Genomic DNA, 21,899 nt, shown 5'->3' with positions numbered 1-21,899 from the left:
TTTCAACATTCCATTCTTTATGATGAACGTCATTTTATACATGAAAATAATGTGCAACTTTAAATCCTCACTATTATTAAATATTACAATACCGTTTGTCAAACGATATTTCAAAAGGGTTCCGTATACTGAACGCATCGGGCGGTCAGCTCTCCGTCAATATCCTCTGCGCATAATACAGCTTTCGCCCCTTCTTGAATGAGTTTTATAGGTCCTCCGGAATATGGATTAAATATGGAACCCGGAACGGCAAATACCTCTCTGCCTTGATCGAGAGCCTGGTAAGCTGTGATTAATGAACCGCTTTTTTCTTTTCCCTGCACGACCACAATTCCTTCACTTAGTCCGCTGATTATGCGGTTTCTCATCGGAAAGTGCCATTTTTTCGGCTTTGTTTCAGGAGGATGTTCTGAGAGTAGGAGATGGTGTTCAGCCATGTATTCTGCTAACAGGAGATTTTCCCGGGGATAGATGTGATGGAATCCGCCGGCTATCACGCCGATCGTAAGCCCTTTTGCCCTGATGCTCGCCTTATGAGACAATCCGTCTATACCGGATGCAAGCCCGCTTACAATGACCCAGCCTTTTTTTGAGAGTTCGGCGGAAAGATGCCCAACCGCTTTTATTCCGTCTTCCGTCGGTTTCCGCGTTCCTACAATCCCGATTTTTCTGCCTTTTTCAAGAAGCAGCGTGTTCCCTTTTGCATACAAGACAGCCGGCGGATCATAAATCGCTTTAAGCCATGTTGGATAGCGGCTTGACGAAATCGGAATGACAGTAATGCCTTCGCGGCGGTAATCGGACAGAACTTCATCAAGTTCCGAATTCTTGCGCTCTATTTCCCGAAAAATTGCTTCCGGGGCTGTTTTCCCTTCTGATAAAACAGTTAATGGATGCGGATCCGGTAAAAAAGACAGAGAGTGATCAGCTTTCCACCATTTTAATAGAAGAGACGGGGAAATGATTTGATTAATACTGCAGACCATTAAACAGCGCGATGCTTGATCCAAATCTGGCAACCTCCTCTTTTTTTCAGCAAAAACAGGAACAGCCGTTACGGCTGCCCCTGCTTCGATCAGTGCGTTTTGCACGTTTCAAATAAGCCTTTTTCTTTTAACACCTTAATCAGCGTTTCACCCATTACAGAAGGGGTTTCCGCGACTTCAATTCCGCAGGCGTTCATCGTTTTGACTTTTTCTTCTGCCGTGCCTTTTCCTCCGGAGATGATGGCGCCCGCATGGCCCATGCGTTTTCCTGGAGGCGCGGTTTTACCGCCGATAAAGCCGACAACAGGCTTCGTCATGTTCGCTTTCACCCACTCAGCCGCTTCTTCTTCAGCTGTGCCGCCGATTTCTCCGATCATGATGACGGCATGTGTTTCTGGATCTTCATTGAACGCTTTTAACACGTCAATAAAGTTCGTGCCGTTGACCGGATCGCCGCCGATCCCTACAGCGGTAGATTGGCCTACGCCGGCTTCTGAAAGCTGATGGACGGCCTCGTATGTCAATGTTCCTGAACGGGATACAACGCCTACATGACCCTTTTTATGAATGTATCCCGGCATAATGCCGATCTTGCATTCTTCAGGTGTAATAACACCCGGGCAGTTCGGCCCTATTAATCTCGTTTTCTTGCCTTCCATAAAGCGCTTCACTTTCACCATGTCCAAAACCGGAATGTGCTCAGTGATACAAATGACAAGATCAATTTCCGCGTCAACCGCTTCCATAATTGCGTCCGCCGCAAACGGAGCCGGCACGTAAATAACTGACGCATCAGCGCCCGTTGTATGAACCGCTTCTGCGACCGTATTGAATACCGGTACGCCTTCCGCTTCCGTTCCGCCTTTTCCAGGTGTTACACCGCCAACGATATTCGTGCCGTATTCCAGCATCTGCTTTGTATGAAATAAAGCGGTAGAACCTGTAATCCCCTGTACAATAACTCTTGTATCTTTATTGATAAAAACACTCATTATCTGGTCCCCTGCCTTTCATTCTTTCCTAAACTAAGGATACGATTTTCTGTGCGCCGTCTGCCATTGATTCCGCAGATGTGATGTTTAAGCCTGATTCATTCAGGATTTTCTTTCCTAAATCTACGTTTGTCCCTTCAAGGCGCACGACCAGCGGCAATGTCAATCCGACTTGTCTCGTCGCTTCAACAACGCCCTCGGCGATGACATCACACTTCATGATGCCTCCGAAAATATTAACGAAAATTCCTTTTACGTTTTGATCGGAAAGAATGATTTTAAAAGCTTCCGTAACTTTTTCTGCGGTTGCGCCGCCCCCGACATCAAGGAAGTTTGCAGGTTCTCCGCCGTAGTGTTTAATGATATCCATTGTAGACATTGCAAGACCCGCGCCGTTTACCATGCAGCCGATATTTCCATCAAGGGAAATGTAGCTTAAATCGTATTTTGACGCTTCGATTTCTTTCGGATCTTCTTCATCTAAATCTCTGTATTCCATAATGTCTTTTTGTCTGTATAACGCATTGCTGTCGAAGTTCAGCTTAGCATCCAGCGCCATGACGTTTCCGTCCCCCGTAACGACGAGAGGGTTGATCTCGGCGATGGAGCAGTCCTTCTCAACAAATGCTTTATATAAGCCGAGCATAAATTTAGCGGCTTTGCCGACAAGCTCTTTCGGGATGTTAATTGCGAATGCAATTTCCCTTGCCTGATAGCCCTGAAGGCCGACAGCCGGATCAATTACCGCTTTTTTAATTTTTTCAGGTGTTTTTTCCGCTACTTCTTCAATCTCCGTTCCGCCTTCTTCAGACGCCATTAAAACGATTCTTGAAGTAGCGCGGTCAAGTACAAGCCCGACATAGTATTCCTTTTTAATATCGCAGCCTTCTTCAATAAGTAAGCGTTTTATTACTTGTCCGTCCGGACCCGTTTGATGTGTGACGAGCGTCTTGCCTAACAGTTCTTCGGCATACTCTTTCACTTCATCTTTTGTTTTTGCAATCTTTACCCCACCAGCTTTGCCGCGGCCGCCAGCATGGATTTGCGCCTTTACGACATAAACCGAGCTTGACAGGCTCTCTGCTTTTTCAACTGCTTCCTCTGCTGTAAAAGCCACTTTACCTTCAGGAACAGACACCCCGTATTTTCTGAGGACTTCTTTTCCCTGGTACTCATGGATATTCATTTCCCATCCTCCTAACTTATGTAGCAAAACTAAAAATAGACTGCGCTTTCATTCTATATAATACTGGAAGAATTGTCTAGGGTTCAAAACAAAATCTTTATATCCTTCCAAACATTCTAACTTTTATTTTATTGAAAATATAAATTTAAACGGAGTCCGGGAAATGAATGGTCCTTATTTTTCGTTTTTCAGGGTTTCGTCCAGTCTGTAAACAAATGAAAAAATTTCGGCAACGGTTTCATAAAGCGCCTCCGGTATCTGATCGTCAACCGTCAAATGGCGCATTAATTCGACAAGGGTTCTGTCTTCCTGAATGGGAACCCCAGCCTTCTCAGCTTCTTTTATAATATTTTCCGCCACGTGCCCCCTGCCTGTTGCGACAACCTTCGGGGCTTGGTCTTTCTGCCGGTCGTAATGCAGGGCGACAGCTCTTCTTAACGGCGTTTGCTCTTTCATATTTTCACATCCACTTTTCTTCCGCCGTCTTTTTCTATAAACTCTTCCACAAGAGCGCTCTGGTCTTTCGGGCGCCGTTTTTTAGACGTGACGCCTGACAGGCTGAAGCCCGTTTCTTTTACGGCTTCTTTTAAAGCCGGTACGAGAGGGTCGATGGCCGCCTGAAGCTCAAAATCAGTCTCAACCGTAATGGTCATTACATTTTGCTGAATCATGCAATCCACAACGGTTTCTTGCAGTGTTTCAAGATGCAGCAAAAACAGGAGCCTGCAATGTGACGGATCGAGTTTTCCGTCCGGCTTCTTCCGTCCTTTAAAGAGAACTGTGATGTCATTCTCATACGCGGACGCTCCCAGCGGAAATGACAGCACCATCTGCGTAAAAGAAGGGTTATGCTGCTCAATAAACAGCTGGCCGTTTAATTTATGAATAAGCGGTTCCGCCTCTTGTTTAACGGATTGGGGCGCTTCTTGAAGCGTCCGGACGGCTTGGAGGGCTGTTTTCAGCGCTTGTTTCTCCGGCTGCGGAGACACGCCTTTTTCAAGCGCTGTAATGAATGATAATTCATCACGCGTGCCCAGTCCTTTTTTGATTTTCTGCAAAAGGCTTAATACATCATGTTTTTCCGCATATTTCAATTCGGTGAGCTGAACGGCTTTTTCGAAAACAGCCGCCTCCTGTTCTGTCAGATGTGCGTTTTGAAGAACAGGCGTTGTTTTCAATGTTTTTTCTTGAGAAATGAAAGTCTTCATGATCTCCGCCGTTACTTTTACGGGACGGTTTTCAGTTTTTTCTGCCGATGTCATTAATTTCTCTATAATCTGTTTTGCCGTTTTTTCAGGCAGTTCCGTATCTGTCCGTGCACTCGGAGGAGAAGGTTGGCTTGAGACTGCCTTTCCGTTTTCACGAGTCTCTCGGACAAATGGTGATTGTTTTGATTCCGTCCGTTCTCCTTCATCCATCAGCCCGGTTTCTGAGATCGGCATGCGTGCAGCCTCGGCAAGCTTCTTCAAGAGACGTTCTGCATGTAGATCCGTTTCCGCGTTTAACACGTCAGAAACCGCCTCTTTGAGCACAGACAGCTCTTTTGCCGATTGCGGAGCCTGATTGATTGCCTGAAGCAGTCCTGAGAGGAGGCGCCGGGTCGGAACCGGATATTTAACGGCATGAATGGCTGACAAGACTTCCGGATGTGCGGGCAGTTCCCGTTTCAGCGCAAATACGATTGTTTCCGCCGCTTTTTTCAATTCGGCGGCCGGAAGCGATTCAGCCCAGCGGATACAGGCTTTGAGGCTGTTTTCCGTCATCGGCAGCTTCTGCTGCATAAATGTTTCGGCAATCTGCAGAGACACAGGACCTGGTTTGACGGAAAGAGCGTTTAACAGTCTTCCCGCCGCTTCCTGAACGGTTTTCGGGCTTCCTTCGAATTGGTCGATGACATGAAGCCGGCCCGTTTTTTCCGCCGGCTGTTTGTCATAAGAAAACCAGTAATACGCCTGCGGACGAAGGGCGGTTTCAAGTTTTCCCTGCATCGTCCGGCCGCCGATTTGGATAAGAGCGCTTTGATCGTCCAGCAAACGGAGAACCTTCCCTAACAGCAGCCTTTGAGCGCCGCTGTCTTTACCGCCATCTTGCCGGTCCGGAGGGATTTCCGCCGTCAGCTGTCTGAAAGCCGCTTGGATTTCGCCGCTTATGTTCATGTCTTAAGCCTCTTTTCTAACAATAAGATTGAACGGGAGCGAACGTTTTTCGGTGAATAGTTGTCGGTCCGTATGCCTGAAGAGCTTCAAGATGTTCTTTCGTTCCGTAGCCTTTATTTTTTTCAAAGCCGTACATGGGGTAGGTTTTGGCGTACTCAGCCATGAGACGGTCCCGCGTTACTTTTGCTATGCAGGCTCCGGCGGCAATTGACACGCTTTTGGCATCCCCTTTTATAACTGATGACTGCGGAATGTCAAGCGGAAGGGTCATGGCATCAACAAGCAGATAATCAGGTGTTTCCGTTAAAGCATTGACGGCTTTTACCATCGCCAGTCTCGCGGCCTCATATATGTTGATCCGGTCAATGACGTCCGCATGGACAATGCCGACTCCTACAGCCGCCGCTTCTTCCGTGATCCGGCTGTAATACTCCTCGAGCTTCTTTTCCGACAATTTCTTCGAGTCCGTGAGACCGAGAATCTCGCATTCTGCCGGCAAAATGACGGCGCCGGCGACAACCGGTCCGGCAAGCGGCCCTCTTCCGGCTTCGTCAACACCCGCAATCAGGCGGAAGCCCTTTTTGGATGACAGTCTTTCGTATGCCGTCATGTTCAGCCATTGCTCTTTAAGAGCTTTTTCCTTCGCGTGCTTTTTCAGCCATTGCTCTAAAAGCGTCTGTACGCTTTTTCTCGGGTCTTTCTCACATTGGGAAAGGAAGGGGTCACTTTCGTCCCTGACCTCTTGCAGGCGTTCTTTTACGCTTTTTACGGTTAATGTATTCACGTTCTCTTCTCCCTTACATTATGTATATCGGTATTCTGCGGAAAAAATAAAGACCCGCATCGCTGCGCGTCTTTATTCTGATGGTGTTTCAAATGAAAGCCTGCCGAATTTTTCCGTCCGGATGTCCCGAATGATGACTTCCGTTGTTTTATCATAGTCAACCATTCCGCCGCCCATCAAACAGCCGCGTTTTTCACCGATCGCGTCGAAAAGAGCGGCGATATCCTCAGGGATTTCCTGAAGTCCGTAGCGCTCCTTCAAGCGGTCGGGATAATGCTCTTCCAGAAAGCGCAGCCCGAAGACGGCCACATCCTGCAGGTTGATAATCGTATCTTTAATCGCCCCGGTGATCGCCAGGCGCAAGCCGACAAGCTCATCTTCAAATTTAGGCCATAAAATTCCCGGTGTATCGAGCAGCTCTAATTCCTTGCCTACCTTTACCCACTGCTGTGAAGTGGTAATGCCGGGCCTGTCTCCCGTCTTGGCAATGTTTTTCTTGGCCAGCCGGTTAATGAGAGTAGACTTGCCGACATTCGGAATGCCGATGATTAATGCGCGGATTGCTCTTGGCCTAATGCCTTTTGCTTTCATTTTATCGAACTTATCTTTCAGCAGCTCTTTTGAGGACGGCACGATTTGATGCAGTCCCTGCCCGTTAACGGAGTTTATTGAAAGAGAGGGAATGCCCTGTTCCTGAAAGTGGTCCTTCCACTGGGCAGTCACAGCCGCATCCGCCTTATCGGCTTTATTTAAAAGCATAATGCGCGGCTTATTTTTTAAAATCTCCTCAATCATCGGATTTCTCGATGACATCGGGATTCTCGCATCCACCAATTCGTATACGATATCAATTAATTTCAGTTTTTCTGTTACTTCCCGTCTCGCTTTAGCCATATGGCCTGGGAACCATTGAATAGTCATGTGACTTCGACACCTGCCTTATTTGCCGGAACCGGATGTTCCGATGATCTCTTATGTATTTTACGTTGCTTGTTCAGCTTTTACAAATTTCATATAAAAAAAGAGCCTGTTACGGGTAACAAGCTCTTTTCGTTCGTTATCATTATCGTCTGATTTCTTTAATACGAGCCGCTTTTCCGCGAAGTTCACGCAGGTAGTAAAGCTTAGCGCGACGTACTTTACCGTAACGTACAACTTCGATTTTCGCGATTTTTGGTGTGTGTACAGGGAATGTACGTTCAACGCCAACACCGTAAGAAATCTTACGAACTGTGAACGTTTCGCTGATTCCACCACCACGACGCTTAATCACAACACCTTCGAAGATCTGGATACGCTCACGGTTACCCTCAACAACTTTTACGTGTACACGTAAAGTGTCACCAGGACGGAACGCAGGAAGATCAGTGCGAAGCTGTTCTTTTGTGATATCTTGAATTAGTTTTTGCATCGTTTTCAACTCCTTCCAACAGATGCTCTTGGCCACAACTGCAAGGCACAGCGGAACATCGTTTTCAAGCTTCTGAAGGATAAGCCTCCTTAAGCCACAAGTAGTATCTTATCATATCTTCATCGCCTGCGCAATAGAATCTATTCGTTTTCCCACTCGGAAATCCATTTTCTTTGCTCATCAGTGAGAGGATAGTTTTCAAGAAGATCCGGACGTCTTAAAAAGGTTCTTCTGATTGATTCTTTATTGCGCCATTCTTGTATTTTTGCATGGTTGCCGGACAGAAGGGTCTCAGGCACTTTTAAGCCTTTATAATCTGCAGGCCTCGTATAGTGCGGATGCTCTAAAAGCCCCGTGCTGAAGGAATCCTCCACGTGGGATGCTTCTTTCCCGAGGACGCCCGGCAAAAGCCTGACAACGCTGTCGGCAATCATCATGGCAGGGAGCTCTCCCCCGGTCAGCACAAAATCCCCGATGGAGATTTCATCGGTGACAAGATGTTCCCGGATCCGTTCATCATACCCTTCATAATGTCCGCAAATAAACATGAGATGTTCCTCTTCCGCCAGCTCCTCGGCTTTCTTCTGCGTATAACGCTCACCTTGCGGGCAGACGAGAATAATGCGCGGCTTGGCGTCCGTACCGGCTGTCAGCTTTTCAACCGCATCAAATACAGGCTGCGGCTTTAACACCATCCCGGCTCCCCCGCCGTACGGGTAATCATCAACCGTTTGGTGTTTATTATCCGAAAAAGCCCGGAAATTGATGACGTCAAAACGGACAGCCTCTTTTTCCTGTGCTTTTTGCAGAATGGATGAGCCGAGCACCCCTTGAAACATTTCGGGAAACAGTGTTAAAAAGTCGATTTTCATTCGTCTATTAACCCTTCCATTACATGAATCTTAATTTTCTTCTCATTTATATTAATATCCTTTACCACAGAAGCAATATACGGAATGAGCGCATCTTTTTTGCCTTTTCTTGCAACCACCCATACGTCATTAGCCCCGGGCGTCAAGATTTCCTTCACTGTGCCGATCAGTTCCCCGTCTTCTGACACAACCTCGCAGCCGATGATTTCATGAAAATAAAATTCATCTTCTTCAAGCTCTCCCAAGTCTTCTTCAGGGACTTTGATCACCATGTTTCTTAGGTGCTCGACTTCATTGAGACTCGGCATTTCTTTGAATTGCAGCAGGTGAAACTGCTTGTGAAGCCTGTGGGCGCTGACCGTTACTTTGATTGGCTCCGCAGCCCCTTCCGCAAACAAATAAAGCGTATTGCCGGGCTTGTACCGTTCTTCGGCAAAGTCCGTTTTAGAAATGACCCTCACTTCGCCTTTAATGCCGTGGGTATTTACAATTTTGCCTACATTAAACCATCTGTTTGTCATATTATCACCTCGGGCGGATTTCAATTACTACCCCGTCTTTTATGACGATGGTATTTGCCGCTGTTTTTTCATGCCAGTTATCACCGACATTGATTGAAAGCAGCGCATCGATCTCCTTTTCCTTCACTTCGCTTCCAAGCGGGAGCGACTCTGTCTGGCTTATTTGGAAATCGATCATTTTGATTTTGTCTTGTCTTTTTTCAATGGCTTTTTTAAAAGATTCCGCTACATCGGGATTCTGCTGATCTTTTTCATGTTTTCTAAGCTGAAAATAGAGCTGGCTGCATTCTCGTTCAAGCGTTTGCTTTTTTTCTGCAAAAGAGGCCAAAAGCTTTTCCTTGCTTTGCTCGGTCAGAACCTGCATAACGGTTACCCTGTGAATAATCTGCATAGGACCAGACTCCCCACTCTTCCAACATATTTCTGTTCATTTGCCTTTTTTACGTGTAAAAAAAGGGGAGGTGCCGGCCCTCTCCCTTTTTCAGTCAAATATTTCAAATTGAACTTTCTTAGAAGACTGTGCGCCAGCTGCAAAAACGACGGTTCGAATCGCTCTTGCAGTCCGGCCTTGCTTTCCGATAATCTTACCGGTATCTGACTTATTGACAGATAAGCGCAGCGCAATCTTTTGATCAGTCTCTTCCTTTGTGACCGTTATGTCTTCCGGATGGTCGACAAGCGGAGCCACAATGCTGACAATCAAATCTTCCAAGTTCTGATCAGTCATTACTTGCCTTGTTTAGCGTTGTGGAATTTTTCCATAATTCCTTGGCTTGAGAACAAGTTGCGGACTGTATCAGAAGGTTTAGCTCCTGTTTGAAGCCATTTAAGAGCAAGCTCTTCGTTGATTTTCACTTCAGCCGGCTTTGCAACCGGGTTGTATGTGCCGACTGTTTCGATGAAACGGCCGTCACGCGGTGAACGAGAATCTGCTACAACAATACGATAGAAAGGAGATTTTTTTGCTCCCATACGTTTTAAACGAATTTTTACTGCCATTTTACTAGCACCTCCGAAAATATTTCAACAAGATAGTATATTAACAATGATAAAAGTGTTTGTAAAGTGTTTTTTCTTAACAACGGTTTTATCATGTATAACCGATTACATAAAAGGTAATTTAAAGCCTTTTTTCTTCCCTTTTGTCATGTTGGTCATCTGCTTCATCATTTTTTTCATTTCCTCAAACTGCTTTAAAAGACGGTTGACTTCCTGAACGGATGTTCCGCTTCCTTTGGCAATCCGCTTCCGCCGGCTGGCGTTAATGATATCCGGCTGTTCTTTTTCAAGAACAGTCATTGATTTAATGATCGCTTCCACATGATTCAGCTGTTTTTCATCGACTTGGATGTTTTTTAAGCCTTTCATTTTGCCTGCGCCTGGCATCATTTGCAGCAGTTCGTCAAGAGGCCCCATGTTTCGGACCTGGCCGAGCTGCTCCAGAAAATCATCCAATGTGAAGCTCATCGTTCTCATTTTCTGCTCAAGCTCTTTGGCTTTGTCTTCATCAACGGTCGCCTGAGCTTTTTCAATCAGCGTCAGCACGTCACCCATTCCGAGAATCCGGGATGCCATCCGTTCAGGATGGAACGCTTCAAGAGCATCGAGCTTTTCTCCCATTCCGGCGAATTTAATCGGCGTTTCGGTGACCGCGCGGATAGAAAGCGCCGCACCTCCGCGGGTATCCCCGTCAAGCTTTGTTAAAATGACACCCGTTAAACCGAGCTGGTCATTAAAGCTTTTGGCGACGTTTACCGCATCCTGACCGGTCATTGAGTCGACGACAAGGAAAATTTCCTCAGGATTTGCGACTTCCTTTACGCCGGAGAGCTCATCCATCAGTTCATGATCGATGTGCAGCCGTCCGGCGGTATCTAAAATCACATAATCATGATGCTCTTCCTTCGCTTTTTCAATCGCCTGTCTGGCAATTTCCACCGGGCTGACCTGATCGCCAAGCGAAAAGACCGGCATATCAAGCTGTTTTCCCAGTGTTTCCAGCTGTTTAATCGCGGCGGGGCGGTAAATATCCGCAGCCACGAGCAGCGGTTTGCGGTTATGTTTTTTGCGCAGCAGGTTGGCAAGCTTCCCCGTGGTTGTCGTTTTACCGGCACCTTGGAGCCCGACCATCATAATAACGGTCGGGGGGCGTTTGGCGACGGCAATTTTGCTTTCTTCGCCGCCCATCAGCTCGGTAAGCTCTTCTTTTACGACTTTAATAACCTGCTGACCGGGTGTCAGACTCTGCATAACGTCCTGTCCGACAGCCCGTTCACTTACTTTTTTCACAAAATCCTTTACGACTTTAAAGTTAACGTCAGCCTCAAGAAGCGCAAGACGAACTTCACGCATCATCTCTTTTACGTCTTGTTCGCTGACTTTTCCTTTTCCACGGATTTTTGAAATCGTCTTTTGCAGTCGGTCGGCTAATCCTTCAAATGCCATTGTTTGCCGCCTCCTAATCTAATTTCTCAAGCGCTTCAATCAGAGCCGTCATTTTTCCCTCTTCCTGCAACCCGGAAGCAAGCTCTTTCAGCTTTGTAAACATTTCTTTACGCTCCTGAAACTTTTTAAAAAGGAGCAGTTTTTCTTCATATTGTTCAAGCATCGCTTCAGTCCGTTTGATGTTATCGTAAACGGCTTGCCTTGAAACGTCATACTCTTCGGCTATTTCACCAAGGGAGAAATCGTCCAGATAATAAAGCGACATATAGCTCTTTTGTTTTGACGTCAGCAACGACTGATAGAAGTCAAATAAATAGTTCATTCTCGTCGTTTTTTCGAGCGACATTTGAGCTCTCCCCTTTGTTAAGTCAAATCCCTTTACAAAAACTTAGTTTACATGGTTTCAGAGCGTGTGTCAAGTTTTTATCTTGTCAAAGCATGATGCTCTTTTTACATAATAAGTTTTTTTAAAAAAATTCATATAGACCGTCGTTAAAATACTCGAATTCTTGTTTTGATACACGATAGCGGCAATAGCCTTCGTAAAAAGCATTGAGGCATGCTTCATTTGTGACAAAATGACTGATTGCTAATGATTCATCATATCGCGGATCTCCCGCCGATATTCCCGCAGCATCGATAAACAGATAGACCTCTCCGTCTTTCACCAGCACATTATCAGTCGTGCAGTCACCGTGAATCATTGTCTGCTGAACAGGAACAGGCCTGCACCTGTCCAATTCCTTCAAAAGCTCTGCACTTCCTTCAGCCTGTCCTTTTTTGACATATTCCCCGGCTCGTTTGATTTGCAGATCGAGCCAGTCTGTTTCCGGCTGTAAACCAGAGACCATTTCGGTTTCATGCAGCCGTTGCAGAAACTGGCCGAAACTTTTGATCAGCTTTTTCTTTTCAGTATCCCCTTTTGCTTTTCTTAAAGCCGAAGTCAGGGTGATTCCATCCTCAAATGACATTAGGATATGGCTGGCATGCTGTTCCTGTATCATCCCATAATAAATAGGAACAGGCAGACGACGAGTTTCCGTCAGTTTTTGTAAAACGAAGGCTTCTCTCATTAACCATTCCCGATACTTCTGTTGAAAAGAACTTTTCAGCAGAAATGCGTCTTGGCCGGTCACTATTTTTCGAACGGTTGAAGTGCCTCCCTGTTCATCCAACAGCGACATATGGTTTATCGCGCCGATCTTACTTTCCAATTCAGCTTTCAGCCATTTGTCCAACAATTGCCCCCTCCATTCCGATCTATCAATGCGTATAAAAAAACGAGTATAAAACCGTCCATTTTATACTCGTTTTTTATTCATTAATCCTCGGCTTTTTCAACTAAATCAGAAAAGAGACCGTATACGTAAGATTCTGCATCAAACCGCTGGAGATCGTCAACCTTTTCTCCGAGGCCGACCAGTTTCACGGGGATATGAAGCTCATTGCGGATCGCCAGGACGATACCGCCTTTTGCGGTGCCGTCAAGCTTCGTTAACGCGATACCCGTCACATTCGTCGCTTTGGAGAATTCTTTCGCCTGCGCCATCGCATTTTGGCCTGTCGTCGCGTCAAGCGCAAGGAGAACCTCATGCGGAGCCTCAGGCACTTCGCGTTCGATGACACGTTTGACTTTTTCAAGCTCTTTCATTAAGTTTACTTTATTCTGAAGGCGGCCGGCCGTATCACAAATCAGCACATCCGCTCCTCTTGCTTTAGCCGCGTGTACGGCATCATAAATAACCGCAGCAGGGTCGCTTCCGGCAGCCTGTTTAATGACAGGCACGCCTGTACGCTCCCCCCACACTTCAAGCTGTTCAATCGCCCCGGCTCTGAAGGTGTCTCCGGCAGCGAGCACAACGGATTTGCCTTCATTTTTCAGCTTATGGGCAAGTTTTCCGATCGTTGTCGTTTTTCCGACGCCGTTTACCCCGACAAGCAGAATAACGTTCAGGCGCCCGTCCTGAATATTTAATTCAGAAATCTGTTCGTCGCCGCTATTATAAATGTCGACAAGCTTTTCAGAAATGACGGACTGCACTTCCTGAGGATCCTGGATGTTTTTCAGCTTCACTTCTTTTTTGAGCTCATCAATCAGCTCCATAACGGTTGTAAAACCTACGTCAGCGCCAATCAGCACTTCCTCAAGCTCTTCGAAGAAATCCTCGTCGACTTTCCGGTAGCGGGAGACGAGTTCGTTCACTTTATTTGAGAAGGAATTTCTTGTTTTTTCAAGACCATCTTTAAATTTTTCAGAGACGGAGTCTGTCTGTTTCGTGATTTTCTCTTTTAATTTTTTAAAAAAGCTCATCTTTCAACCTCTTTCCTCGTTACTGAACGAATTCTTTTGTTTCTTCCAGTTTGACCGAAACCATTCGGGAAACGCCGGATTCCTGCATCGTAACACCGTAGAGGACATCCGCTTCTTCCATAGTGCCTTTTCTGTGGGTGATGACGATAAACTGGCTGTCGCCGCTGTATTTTTTTAAATATTGCGCAAACCTGAATACATTGGCTTCATCAAGCGCAGCTTCCACTTCATCAAGGACGCAGAACGGCACGGGCCTTACTTTCAGAATGGAGAATAAAAGGGCAATGGCAGTCAGCGCCCGTTCTCCCCCTGACAAAAGATTTAAGTTTTGCAGTTTTTTGCCCGGAGGCTGCGCGATAATGTCCACCCCGGAATTAAGAAGATCATTCGGATCAGTCAGCTTCAGTTCAGCCCGTCCTCCTCCGAATAAAGAACGGAACACGTCGTTGAATTGAGAACGGATCTGGACAAACGTTTCATGGAATCGCTTCGTCATTTCAGAATCCATTTCTTCAATGACTTGAAACAGTGTGTTTTTCGCTTCCGTCAGGTCATTTTTCTGCTCTGTTAAAAACTGATACCGTTCGTTTACTCTTTCAAATTCATCGATGCTGCCGAGATTGACCGTTCCGAGCTCTTCAATTGAAAGCTTGATCAGTTTGACCCGTTTTCTCGCCTCTTCAGGCTCGAGTTCGAGCTGATATTGTTCTTTTGCCCCTTCAAAGGATAAGCTGTACTCCTCGCGTAAATACTGCAAGAGATTATCAAGCTCGACTTCCATCCGGCCGAGTTTTACCTCTTCATCTTTCAGAATGTCCGTTTTTTGCTTGTACAGACGCTTCATCTCTTTCAGCTCAAGCTCGTTCGTATCAAGCGCCCTCTGAAGCTTCACACGCTGGTCGCGCCGGCTGGCGATCAATTCGATCGTTCTCGTTTTATCGTGAAGCTTGTGATGGGCTGCTTCTTCAAGCTGCTCCTCACCGCTTGTGCTGGACGTCATCTCTGAGGTCAGGAGGCTTAAATCTTCCCGTGTTTCTTTCAGAGCGAGCTGCGTTTCTTCAAGCTCTTTTTTCAGTCTTTTGAGGTTGTCTTCCTCACTCGAGCACGCCTGTTCTTTTTTCGCAGCGGCCACTTTACATTCCGTCAGTTCATGAGAGAGCGTTTCTTTCGTTGAGGATAGGGTCTGCTTTTGTTTTGTCAGCCTTTCCATCTCTTCCTCAAGCTCTTTCAGCTGGCCGGATGCCTCACTCAGCTGTTCTTCCAGAGCTGATTTGCGCGTCTCTTTTTCCCGGCTGCTTTCCGTCAGCGATGCTTTCTCCTGATCGTAAAGCTCCAGATGGGTATTGATGTTCTTTTCAGCGACTTCGAGTTCATACAGCCTGCCTTTTACATCCTGCTGCTTTGTTCTGAAAGCTTCACCGTCTTCACGGAGACCGCTCAGCGTATGTTCAAGCTCTTGAATGGCCTGCTTCAGCGTTTTGACCTCTTTTTCAAGCAGAGCTGTTTTTTCTTCCATTTCGGCAAGCCGCGCAGTCACCGTCTCAAGCTCACGGCTTCTGCCGAGCAGAGAATTGTTTTTCTTTTTGACCGCGCCGCCTGTCATTGATCCGCCTGGATTGACGACATCACCCTCAAGCGTCACGATGCGGTAGCGGTGCCCGAGAAGCTTGGCCAGTTCATTCGCGCCTTTTAAATCTTCAGTGATCAGCACGGTGCCGAGAAGGTTTTGAATGACATTCCGATACGCGGCATCATATGTGACAAGCCCGCTCGCTGTGCCGAGGAAAGATGGATGCTTTGAAGCCGTCTGTTCATCACGGGTTTGGAGCTGGCGCGGTTTCATAACCGTAAGCGGCAGGAACGTCGCGCGGCCGAATGAATTCTGTTTTAAATATTGAATCGCTTTCCGCGCCGCCTGCTCGTCGTCTGTGACAACGTGCTGCGCCGCTGCGCCGAGTGCAATCTCGATCGCCGTTTCATATTTTTGTTCGGTGGCAATCAGTTCGAGAACGGCGCCGCGGATGCCGCCAAGCTGCTCTTTCTGCTTCAGCACTTCTTTTACGCCTTGGTAAAATCCTGAAAAATCGCCTTGCATCGTTTCAAGCATATCTTTTTTGGATCTGGCCTGCTGGACGAATTGATACGCCTGATACAGCGCAGATTCTTTCTTTTCATATTGGCGTTTTTTCTGTTCATATGCTGTCTGGACTTCGCGAAAGCGGACGACCTGATTGTGAATATCCTCTTCAACGGCGGCCAATTCTTCTTCGCACGCCGCTTTGCGGACTGCAATATCGTTACGTTCTTCAAGATATTTTTCGTTGTTTGCGGTCAGTCTCGCCTGCTGGACCGCAGATTGGGACATCTGGTCATCTAAAAGCTGCAGCTCGTTGCGAATCGACGCCTGGCTGTTTAACAATTCAAAGTAATCGCTTTTTAATTGTTCAATTTTGTCTTCTACATTTTCATTATGCAGACTGAGAGCCTGCTGCTTTTCTTTCACCTGGGCGTTTAACTGCTTCACTTCCGCACGCAGCTTATCATAGACGGCAGACTGTTTTTCAATGTCCGCTTTCAGTTCGGCTTCTTTGTTCGTGTAATGTGTAACGGATTCCTCAAGCTGTTCCCGGTTTTGCGCGGCGTTTTTTTTGCGCTCTTTCAGCACTTCTTTCCGGCCTTCCAGCTTTTCCAGCTCTTCACTTGTCACGAGCAGAACCTGCTGCAGTTCGTTGACGGATTCATCAAGCGCGTGGATTTTATCTCTCGTCTCTTCTATCATCGCTTCTTTTGCGGATAGAGCCGATGATTCCGCCAATTCTTCTTCTTTAGCAGCCTGCACCTTGTCTTTTAAACCCGACCATCTGCCGTGCAGTTCTTCGATGTCAAAGGCGGTAAGGGCGATTTCGACATGCTCAAGCTCTTTCTTTTTTTCTAAGTAGTCTTTGGCGATTGATGCCTGGATTTTCAGCGGTTCGACCTGATCTTCAAGCTCGTGGAGAATATCTTCCACCCTGTTTAAGTTATCCTGCGTCTCAAACAGTTTGTTTTCCGCTTTTTTCTTTCTTGTTTTATATTTCAGCACGCCGGCCGCTTCTTCAAAAATACTGCGGCGGTCTTCCGCTTTGCTGCTGAGAATCTCTTCGACTTTCCCCTGGCTGATAATAGAGAATGCTTCTTTCCCGAGCCCGGAGTCCATAAATAAGTCAATGATATCTTTCAGGCGGCACTGCTGATTGTTGATGAGAAATTCACTTTCTCCGGAACGATACACCCGTCTCGTCACGCTGACTTCGTGGTAATCGATCGGGAGAAAATGATCTTCATTATCAAGCGTTAACGTGACTTCGGCAAGGTTCAGCCGCTTGCGCGAATCACTTCCCGCAAAAATGATATCTTCCATTTTTCCGCCCCGAAGCGAGCGGGCTGATTGTTCGCCGAGCACCCAGCGGATGGCTTCGGTAATGTTGCTCTTTCCGCTGCCGTTCGGACCGACAACGGCCGTGACGCCTTTTACAAAGTCAACGGATATCCGTTCTGCAAATGATTTAAATCCTATAACGTCTAAACGTTTGAGGAACATCCCAGATCCTCCTTATCGTATAAGTATCTCAATATTATCATAATCACCCGCTTATATCAGGCGCAGACATACTGAAATCCCCCTAGGGAAACAGGGGGATTTTATTGTTTCGTATGATGTTTTTGCATTTTTGCAAGAGCTTCCTGTGCCGCATGCTGCTCGGCTTCTTTTTTGGAACGTCCGTTCCCGATACCGAGCGCCTCACCTTTAAGAGAGACAAGCGCCTCGAATTCCCGGTTGTGGGCAGGCCCTTTTTCATTGAGAATTTTGTACTCAAGCGATCCTTTTCCGTCCCGCTGTACAAATTCTTGAAGCTGGCTTTTGAAATCCATCACATGAGAAAAAGCACCATCGTTTATTTTAGGGAACACGTACACTTTCAGGAATTGCTGAACCGGCTCAAGGCCCTGATCCAGATACAGTGCGCCGATAAACGCTTCAAACACATCCGCTAAAAGCGCAGGACGCTTTCTGCCGCCCGTCATTTCTTCTCCTTTTCCCAAGAGAACAAGATCGCCGAATGACAATTCATGGGCAAGTGAGACGAGTGACGGCTCGCATACGATAGCGGCTCTCAGCTTCGTCAAATCTCCTTCACTCATGGCCGGATATTTGGCAAATAAGAATTGGGAGATCGTCAGTTCCAAAACAGCGTCACCTAAAAATTCAAGCCTTTCATTGTCTTCATACGGCTTTTTCCGATGCTCATTCACATAAGATGAATGTGTAAATGCTTGATACAAAAGTTTCTCGTTTTGAAAATGAACCGAAATCCGTTCTTGGAACTCTTTAAATTGCTCTATTTTTTTATAGAACTTTTTTTTATCTTTAAAATGTGAGTGTTTTGACATAGTAACCTCCATAGGCACATCAGGTTCACCGCGCTCCCCGCCGTAAACGGAATCGGCAGCGCGTACAGCGTCAGACGCCGGTAACCGAACGATTAAAGGGCTAAAGCCCCGCTGTCAGGCGGGACTTTTAGCATCAGCTTATTGCTGGTTTTGTATGTAGTTCACAGCGTCGCCGACTGTTGCAATCTTTTCAGCATCTTCGTCAGAAATCTCCATATCAAACTCGTCTTCAAGTTCCATAACAAGCTCAACTACATCTAGGGAATCAGCACCTAAGTCTTCCTTGAAAGAAGCTTCAAGTTTGACGTCAGCTTCATCAACGCCAAGGCGGTCTACGATGATTTTCGTTACACGCTCTAATGTATCTGCCATAGCAATTCACCTCCCCTCAAGTATTATAGAGGATTCGTTTTTAAAAAACTAGAGAAACTAGGATGAAATTTTAAAAACAAATCTTTACATCACCATTCCGCCGTCAATATGAAGGGTTTGGCCCGTCATATAACGCGATCCTTCAGAAGCAAGGAACGTAACAACGCTGCTGATATCGGAAGGATCACCGAAACGCGCGAGCGGAATCTGCTTCAGCATTTCATCTTGGACTTCTTTAGAAAGCTTGTCCGTCATATCTGTAGAAATAAAGCCCGGAGCAATGGCATTGACCGTAATATTTCGGCTCGCAAGCTCTTTGGCTGATGACTTCGTTAAGCCGATTACACCGGCTTTTGCCGCCACATAGTTCGCCTGCCCAGGGTTTCCGCTGACGCCGACGATTGATGATACGTTGATAATCCGGCCGGAGCGCTGTTTCATCATCTGTCTTGTCACGGCTTTCGTGCAGTTGAATACACCTTTCAGGTTAATGTTAATGACATCATCCCATTCATTTTCTTTCATTCTCATCAGAAGATTGTCTTTTGTAATCCCCGCATTGTTCACGAGAATGTCGATTGAAGAAAATGCAGCGACAGCCTCTTTCATCATGTTTTGTACTTCTTCGGAATTTGATACATCGGCTTTTACCGCGATCGCGTTTTGGCCCAAAGATTTGATTTCATCTACGACTTCGTTCGCTTTCGCTTCATTCCCGGAGTAGTTGACTACTACGTTACAGCCGTTTTTCGCAAGATCAAGCGCGATCGCCCGCCCGATTCCGCGGGACGCTCCCGTTACCACTGCTGTTTTTTCATTAAGCATCCTGATTCTCCTCCTTCAGCGTTTGAATCGCCAGTTCGATGGTTTCATGGTCAGAAACCGAGATTGTTTTAAGGCGGCGGTTCACTTTTTTCACAAGGCCTGAAAGCACTTTTCCGGGCCCGATTTCAACAAACGTCGTGACACCTTCGTCAATCAGTTTGTTAATGGTTTCTTCAAAGCGCACAGGTGAGTACAGCTGTTCGATCAATTTTTTCTTGATATCGTCTTTTTCTGTCATAACGTCAGCCGAAACGTTTGAAATCACGGGAACAGCCGCATTTTTTAACTCACAGGCGCTGAGCACCTCCTCGAGTTTTTGCGCTGCCGGCTTCATTAATTCAGAATGGAACGGTCCGCTTACTTCTAATGGGATTGCCCGTTTGGCTCCGTTGTTTTTCGCTTCTTCTGAAGCCAGCTCCACGCCTTTTGCCGTTCCGGAAATGACGATCTGGCCGGGGCAGTTCAGGTTTGCAAGCTGTACGAGATGACCGTTTTCCGTCACTTGATCCGTCACCTTTTTCAAGGACTCCGCATCCATTCCGAGAATAGCTGCCATGGCGCCTTCTCCGGCCGGCACGGCTTCATTCATAAATTCTCCCCGTTTTCTTACCGTGTAAACGGCATCTTTAAATGTCATCGCTCCCGCCGCAACAAGCGCCGAATATTCTCCGAGGCTGTGGCCAGCGGTGAAATCAGGGGTGATGCCGGATTCTTTAAACTTTTCCAATACGGCGATGCTTGTTGTCAACAGCGCGGGCTGCGCATTGTATGTAAGGGTCAATTCTTCGGCGTCACCTTCAAAAATGAGTGAGCTCAGCTTTGTTTCAAGCGTTTCATCCGCTTCATCAAAAATACGTTTTGACGCTTCTTCGCGTTCGTACAGGTCTTTTCCCATACCGATATATTGTGATCCCTGTCCGGGAAATAAAAATGCAATCTTACTCATGATGCGGTAACCTCCAGACTACTCATCTGTTTTTTCTTCTTTTACTTCTTCTTCTATAAATGCGGCCACGTTTTGGCTGACCATTTCTCTCGCCTGGCGCAGCGCATGGTAAACAGCGCGTGCGTCAGAAGAGCCGTGCGCTTTAACGACGGGCGCTTTCAAACCGAAAAGACTCGCCCCGCCGTACTCAGAATAGTCCATTTTCAATTTCATTTCCATCAGCTTCGGCTTCAGCACTCCCGCTGCGAGCTTAGAAACAAAACTTGAAGTCAGTGTATCTTTCAGCATTTTGAAAATCGATAACGCTGAACCTTCCAATGTTTTCAACGTGACGTTGCCCGTAAAGCCGTCTGTGACGATAACGTCAGCAGCGCCTTCGAGCAAGTCTCTCGCCTCTACGTTTCCGACAAAATTCACGTTTGTTTCTTTTAATAATTCAAACGTCTTTTTTGTCAGGTCGTTTCCCTTCTTTTCTTCCGTGCCGACATTTAACAAGCCGACGCGGGGCGAGCTGATTCCGAGAACCTGCCGGGCATATACAGATCCCATAATTCCGTACTGGACGAGATGCTCCGGTTTGGCATCGACATTGGCTCCCACGTCCAAAAGAAGGAAACCGTCGCCTGAAACGGTCGGAAGCGTCGGCGCAAGCGCAGGCCGGTCGATTCCTTTAATTCTGCCGACGATAAACAGTCCCGCTGTCATGAGTGCGCCCGTATTCCCCGCTGAGATGCAGGCGTCCGCTCTGTTTTCAGCCACTTCCTGCGCCATCAGCACCATAGAAGAGTTTTTCTTTCTGCGTACGGCGCGGACCGGTTCATCCGTCGGTTCAATCACTTCATCGGCGTGCAACACAGTGATGCGGTCTGATGTTGTTGGCAAGTGTGATTCTATCGTTGTCTTGTCACCGACCAGCGTAATATGGAGATCGTCAAATGCCTCAATACTCTTCATTACTCCGTCAATAACAGCTTTGGGTGCGTTGTCGCCTCCCATTGCATCTACAGCTATTCTCATGCATGCTCCACCTTTATGATTGTTTTGAACGGTACATGTCAAAGCTGCCGGAGAACACGACTTCTTCTCCCACATAGCTGTTGACTTCAACTACCGTTCTGCCTTTTTCTTTTTCGACTGCCGTCACTTTGGCTTTCGCAACGACGCGCTCGCCTTCTTTCACCTGTCTTGTAAAGCGGATATTTGCGCTTGCGGTCAGCGCCAGCTCATCATCAATGACGGCTACGGCGAGTGAGTTCGCCTGCGCAAACAAATGATGCCCCCGCGCAATTTGATTGCGGCTGAAGACATGTTCGCGTCTTACTTCTAATATGGAAATGGCCTGGCCGTCAAGCTCCAGATCAATAATTTCACCGATCACTTCGTCTAAAGACAGTGATTTCACTTCATCATCAAGCGTTTGTTCTGCCACGTTTTTAATTCTTTCCCTCAGCTCCGGTATTGAGAGCTCTAAGCGGTCTAAACGGATCGTCTGAATGCTGACGCCGAATTTCCCCGCTAATTCTTCATCTGTGATGAAGGGTGTCGATTTGATCGTCTGCTGCAATAATTTTTGGCGTTCTTTTTTGCTTCTTCTCATCTGTAAACACCATCCGGACAATTAAGACTAGGTACTAATAGTAGTATATAATCTCATAGATTGG

The 21,899-nt window shown here is 46.7% G+C and carries 24 protein-coding genes; all 24 read right to left on the bottom strand.

Going from position 1 to position 21,899, the window contains the following annotated elements:
- Nucleotides 1-110: 110 nt before the first annotated feature.
- Nucleotides 111-1,010, bottom strand: coding sequence for a DNA-processing protein DprA (gene dprA, locus G4O42_RS08090; RefSeq protein WP_032874887.1), 900 nt, complete (start codon nt 1,008-1,010; stop codon nt 111-113).
- A gap of 65 nt (nt 1,011-1,075) precedes the next feature.
- Nucleotides 1,076-1,978 (bottom strand): succinate--CoA ligase subunit alpha, encoded by a 903-nt coding sequence (gene sucD, locus G4O42_RS08085; RefSeq protein ID WP_003154281.1) that lies wholly within the window; start codon nt 1,976-1,978, stop codon nt 1,076-1,078.
- Between the two features lie 28 nt (nt 1,979-2,006).
- Nucleotides 2,007-3,164 (bottom strand): ADP-forming succinate--CoA ligase subunit beta, encoded by a 1,158-nt coding sequence (sucC, locus tag G4O42_RS08080; RefSeq protein WP_003154283.1) that lies wholly within the window; start codon nt 3,162-3,164, stop codon nt 2,007-2,009.
- Nucleotides 3,165-3,338: 174 nt separating this feature from the next.
- Entirely contained in the window at nt 3,339-3,620 is a 282-nt protein-coding gene (locus tag G4O42_RS08075; protein ID WP_007409769.1) for a FlhB-like flagellar biosynthesis protein, read from the bottom strand.
- On the bottom strand, nt 3,617-5,320 hold the full coding sequence (locus G4O42_RS08070) for a hypothetical protein (RefSeq protein ID WP_032874885.1): 1,704 nt from the start codon (nt 5,318-5,320) through the stop codon (nt 3,617-3,619). Before G4O42_RS08070 ends, G4O42_RS08075 begins: the two co-directional genes overlap by 4 nt.
- 16 nt (nt 5,321-5,336) lie before the next feature.
- The gene (locus G4O42_RS08065; protein WP_032874883.1) at nt 5,337-6,104 is read right to left on the bottom strand and encodes a ribonuclease HII; all 768 of its coding nucleotides are present in this window, start codon (nt 6,102-6,104) and stop codon (nt 5,337-5,339) included.
- Between the two features lie 72 nt (nt 6,105-6,176).
- Complete coding sequence (ylqF, locus tag G4O42_RS08060) at nt 6,177-7,025, bottom strand: ribosome biogenesis GTPase YlqF (protein WP_007611396.1); 849 nt, start codon at nt 7,023-7,025, stop codon at nt 6,177-6,179.
- Between the two features lie 142 nt (nt 7,026-7,167).
- A complete protein-coding gene (gene rplS, locus G4O42_RS08055) occupies nt 7,168-7,515 on the bottom strand; it encodes a 50S ribosomal protein L19 (RefSeq protein WP_003154288.1) in 348 nt (115 codons plus the stop codon).
- Nucleotides 7,516-7,655: 140 nt separating this feature from the next.
- Complete coding sequence (gene trmD / locus G4O42_RS08050; protein WP_003154289.1) at nt 7,656-8,387, bottom strand: tRNA (guanosine(37)-N1)-methyltransferase TrmD; 732 nt, start codon at nt 8,385-8,387, stop codon at nt 7,656-7,658.
- Complete coding sequence (gene rimM / locus G4O42_RS08045; RefSeq protein WP_003154290.1) at nt 8,384-8,908, bottom strand: ribosome maturation factor RimM; 525 nt, start codon at nt 8,906-8,908, stop codon at nt 8,384-8,386. The genes trmD and rimM overlap by 4 nt, the downstream gene beginning before the upstream one ends.
- A gap of 4 nt (nt 8,909-8,912) precedes the next feature.
- Complete coding sequence (locus G4O42_RS08040) at nt 8,913-9,299, bottom strand: YlqD family protein (RefSeq protein ID WP_003154291.1); 387 nt, start codon at nt 9,297-9,299, stop codon at nt 8,913-8,915.
- Between the two features lie 90 nt (nt 9,300-9,389).
- Entirely contained in the window at nt 9,390-9,635 is a 246-nt protein-coding gene (locus G4O42_RS08035) for a KH domain-containing protein (protein WP_007611392.1), read from the bottom strand.
- Nucleotides 9,635-9,907, bottom strand: a complete 273-nt coding sequence (gene rpsP, locus G4O42_RS08030) for a 30S ribosomal protein S16 (protein WP_003154296.1) — start codon at nt 9,905-9,907, stop codon at nt 9,635-9,637. The genes G4O42_RS08035 and rpsP overlap by 1 nt, the downstream gene beginning before the upstream one ends.
- A gap of 105 nt (nt 9,908-10,012) precedes the next feature.
- Nucleotides 10,013-11,353 (bottom strand): signal recognition particle protein, encoded by a 1,341-nt coding sequence (gene ffh / locus G4O42_RS08025; protein ID WP_007409763.1) that lies wholly within the window; start codon nt 11,351-11,353, stop codon nt 10,013-10,015.
- Between the two features lie 13 nt (nt 11,354-11,366).
- A complete protein-coding gene (locus tag G4O42_RS08020) occupies nt 11,367-11,699 on the bottom strand; it encodes a putative DNA-binding protein (RefSeq protein ID WP_032874881.1) in 333 nt (110 codons plus the stop codon).
- Nucleotides 11,700-11,820: 121 nt separating this feature from the next.
- On the bottom strand, nt 11,821-12,591 hold the full coding sequence (locus G4O42_RS08015; RefSeq protein ID WP_032874879.1) for a phosphotransferase family protein: 771 nt from the start codon (nt 12,589-12,591) through the stop codon (nt 11,821-11,823).
- Between the two features lie 83 nt (nt 12,592-12,674).
- Nucleotides 12,675-13,664: a signal recognition particle-docking protein FtsY gene (ftsY, locus tag G4O42_RS08010; RefSeq protein ID WP_003154301.1), complete on the bottom strand. Its 990-nt coding sequence runs from the start codon at nt 13,662-13,664 to the stop codon at nt 12,675-12,677.
- Between the two features lie 19 nt (nt 13,665-13,683).
- Nucleotides 13,684-17,244 (bottom strand): chromosome segregation protein SMC, encoded by a 3,561-nt coding sequence (smc, locus tag G4O42_RS08005; RefSeq protein WP_032874877.1) that lies wholly within the window; start codon nt 17,242-17,244, stop codon nt 13,684-13,686.
- Between the two features lie 101 nt (nt 17,245-17,345).
- Nucleotides 17,346-18,095, bottom strand: coding sequence for a ribonuclease III (rncS, locus tag G4O42_RS08000; protein WP_014417754.1), 750 nt, complete (start codon nt 18,093-18,095; stop codon nt 17,346-17,348).
- 138 nt (nt 18,096-18,233) lie between these two features.
- Nucleotides 18,234-18,467: an acyl carrier protein gene (acpP, locus tag G4O42_RS07995; RefSeq protein ID WP_003154310.1), complete on the bottom strand. Its 234-nt coding sequence runs from the start codon at nt 18,465-18,467 to the stop codon at nt 18,234-18,236.
- A gap of 84 nt (nt 18,468-18,551) precedes the next feature.
- Nucleotides 18,552-19,292 carry a 3-oxoacyl-[acyl-carrier-protein] reductase gene (fabG, locus tag G4O42_RS07990; RefSeq protein WP_032874875.1) on the bottom strand — a complete coding sequence of 247 codons (741 nt, stop codon included), beginning with the start codon at nt 19,290-19,292 and terminating at the stop codon, nt 18,552-18,554.
- The gene (fabD, locus tag G4O42_RS07985) at nt 19,285-20,238 is read right to left on the bottom strand and encodes an ACP S-malonyltransferase (RefSeq protein WP_003154316.1); all 954 of its coding nucleotides are present in this window, start codon (nt 20,236-20,238) and stop codon (nt 19,285-19,287) included. Before fabD ends, fabG begins: the two co-directional genes overlap by 8 nt.
- Nucleotides 20,239-20,256: 18 nt before the next feature.
- Nucleotides 20,257-21,255 (bottom strand): phosphate acyltransferase PlsX, encoded by a 999-nt coding sequence (gene plsX, locus G4O42_RS07980; RefSeq protein WP_007409758.1) that lies wholly within the window; start codon nt 21,253-21,255, stop codon nt 20,257-20,259.
- Between the two features lie 13 nt (nt 21,256-21,268).
- Nucleotides 21,269-21,835, bottom strand: a complete 567-nt coding sequence (gene fapR / locus G4O42_RS07975; protein WP_003154320.1) for a transcription factor FapR — start codon at nt 21,833-21,835, stop codon at nt 21,269-21,271.
- Nucleotides 21,836-21,899: the final 64 nt, after the last annotated feature.

Origin of the sequence: Bacillus sp. LUNF1 (assembly GCF_011008975.1) — a bacterium.
GTDB lineage: Bacteria > Bacillota > Bacilli > Bacillales > Bacillaceae > Bacillus > Bacillus velezensis.
Note: the sequence above shows the minus strand (reverse complement) of the source record. Positions and strands in the feature narration are given on the sequence as shown.

Coding starts and splice junctions, on each gene's coding strand:
- acpP (WP_003154310.1), bottom strand. CDS start 18,467: ATGGCAGATACATTAGAGCGTGTAACGAAAATCATCGTAGACCGCCTT.
- sucD (WP_003154281.1), bottom strand. CDS start 1,978: ATGAGTGTTTTTATCAATAAAGATACAAGAGTTATTGTACAGGGGATT.
- G4O42_RS08070 (WP_032874885.1), bottom strand. CDS start 5,320: ATGAACATAAGCGGCGAAATCCAAGCGGCTTTCAGACAGCTGACGGCG.
- rplS (WP_003154288.1), bottom strand. CDS start 7,515: ATGCAAAAACTAATTCAAGATATCACAAAAGAACAGCTTCGCACTGAT.
- ftsY (WP_003154301.1), bottom strand. CDS start 13,664: ATGAGCTTTTTTAAAAAATTAAAAGAGAAAATCACGAAACAGACAGAC.
- fapR (WP_003154320.1), bottom strand. CDS start 21,835: ATGAGAAGAAGCAAAAAAGAACGCCAAAAATTATTGCAGCAGACGATC.
- trmD (WP_003154289.1), bottom strand. CDS start 8,387: ATGAAAATCGACTTTTTAACACTGTTTCCCGAAATGTTTCAAGGGGTG.
- G4O42_RS08020 (WP_032874881.1), bottom strand. CDS start 11,699: ATGTCGCTCGAAAAAACGACGAGAATGAACTATTTATTTGACTTCTAT.
- rpsP (WP_003154296.1), bottom strand. CDS start 9,907: ATGGCAGTAAAAATTCGTTTAAAACGTATGGGAGCAAAAAAATCTCCT.
- G4O42_RS08040 (WP_003154291.1), bottom strand. CDS start 9,299: ATGCAGATTATTCACAGGGTAACCGTTATGCAGGTTCTGACCGAGCAA.
- rncS (WP_014417754.1), bottom strand. CDS start 18,095: ATGTCAAAACACTCACATTTTAAAGATAAAAAAAAGTTCTATAAAAAA.
- fabG (WP_032874875.1), bottom strand. CDS start 19,292: ATGCTTAATGAAAAAACAGCAGTGGTAACGGGAGCGTCCCGCGGAATC.
- rimM (WP_003154290.1), bottom strand. CDS start 8,908: ATGACAAACAGATGGTTTAATGTAGGCAAAATTGTAAATACCCACGGC.
- fabD (WP_003154316.1), bottom strand. CDS start 20,238: ATGAGTAAGATTGCATTTTTATTTCCCGGACAGGGATCACAATATATC.
- plsX (WP_007409758.1), bottom strand. CDS start 21,255: ATGAGAATAGCTGTAGATGCAATGGGAGGCGACAACGCACCCAAAGCT.
- smc (WP_032874877.1), bottom strand. CDS start 17,244: ATGTTCCTCAAACGTTTAGACGTTATAGGATTTAAATCATTTGCAGAA.
- ylqF (WP_007611396.1), bottom strand. CDS start 7,025: ATGACTATTCAATGGTTCCCAGGCCATATGGCTAAAGCGAGACGGGAA.
- G4O42_RS08075 (WP_007409769.1), bottom strand. CDS start 3,620: ATGAAAGAGCAAACGCCGTTAAGAAGAGCTGTCGCCCTGCATTACGAC.
- G4O42_RS08035 (WP_007611392.1), bottom strand. CDS start 9,635: ATGACTGATCAGAACTTGGAAGATTTGATTGTCAGCATTGTGGCTCCG.
- ffh (WP_007409763.1), bottom strand. CDS start 11,353: ATGGCATTTGAAGGATTAGCCGACCGACTGCAAAAGACGATTTCAAAA.
- sucC (WP_003154283.1), bottom strand. CDS start 3,164: ATGAATATCCATGAGTACCAGGGAAAAGAAGTCCTCAGAAAATACGGG.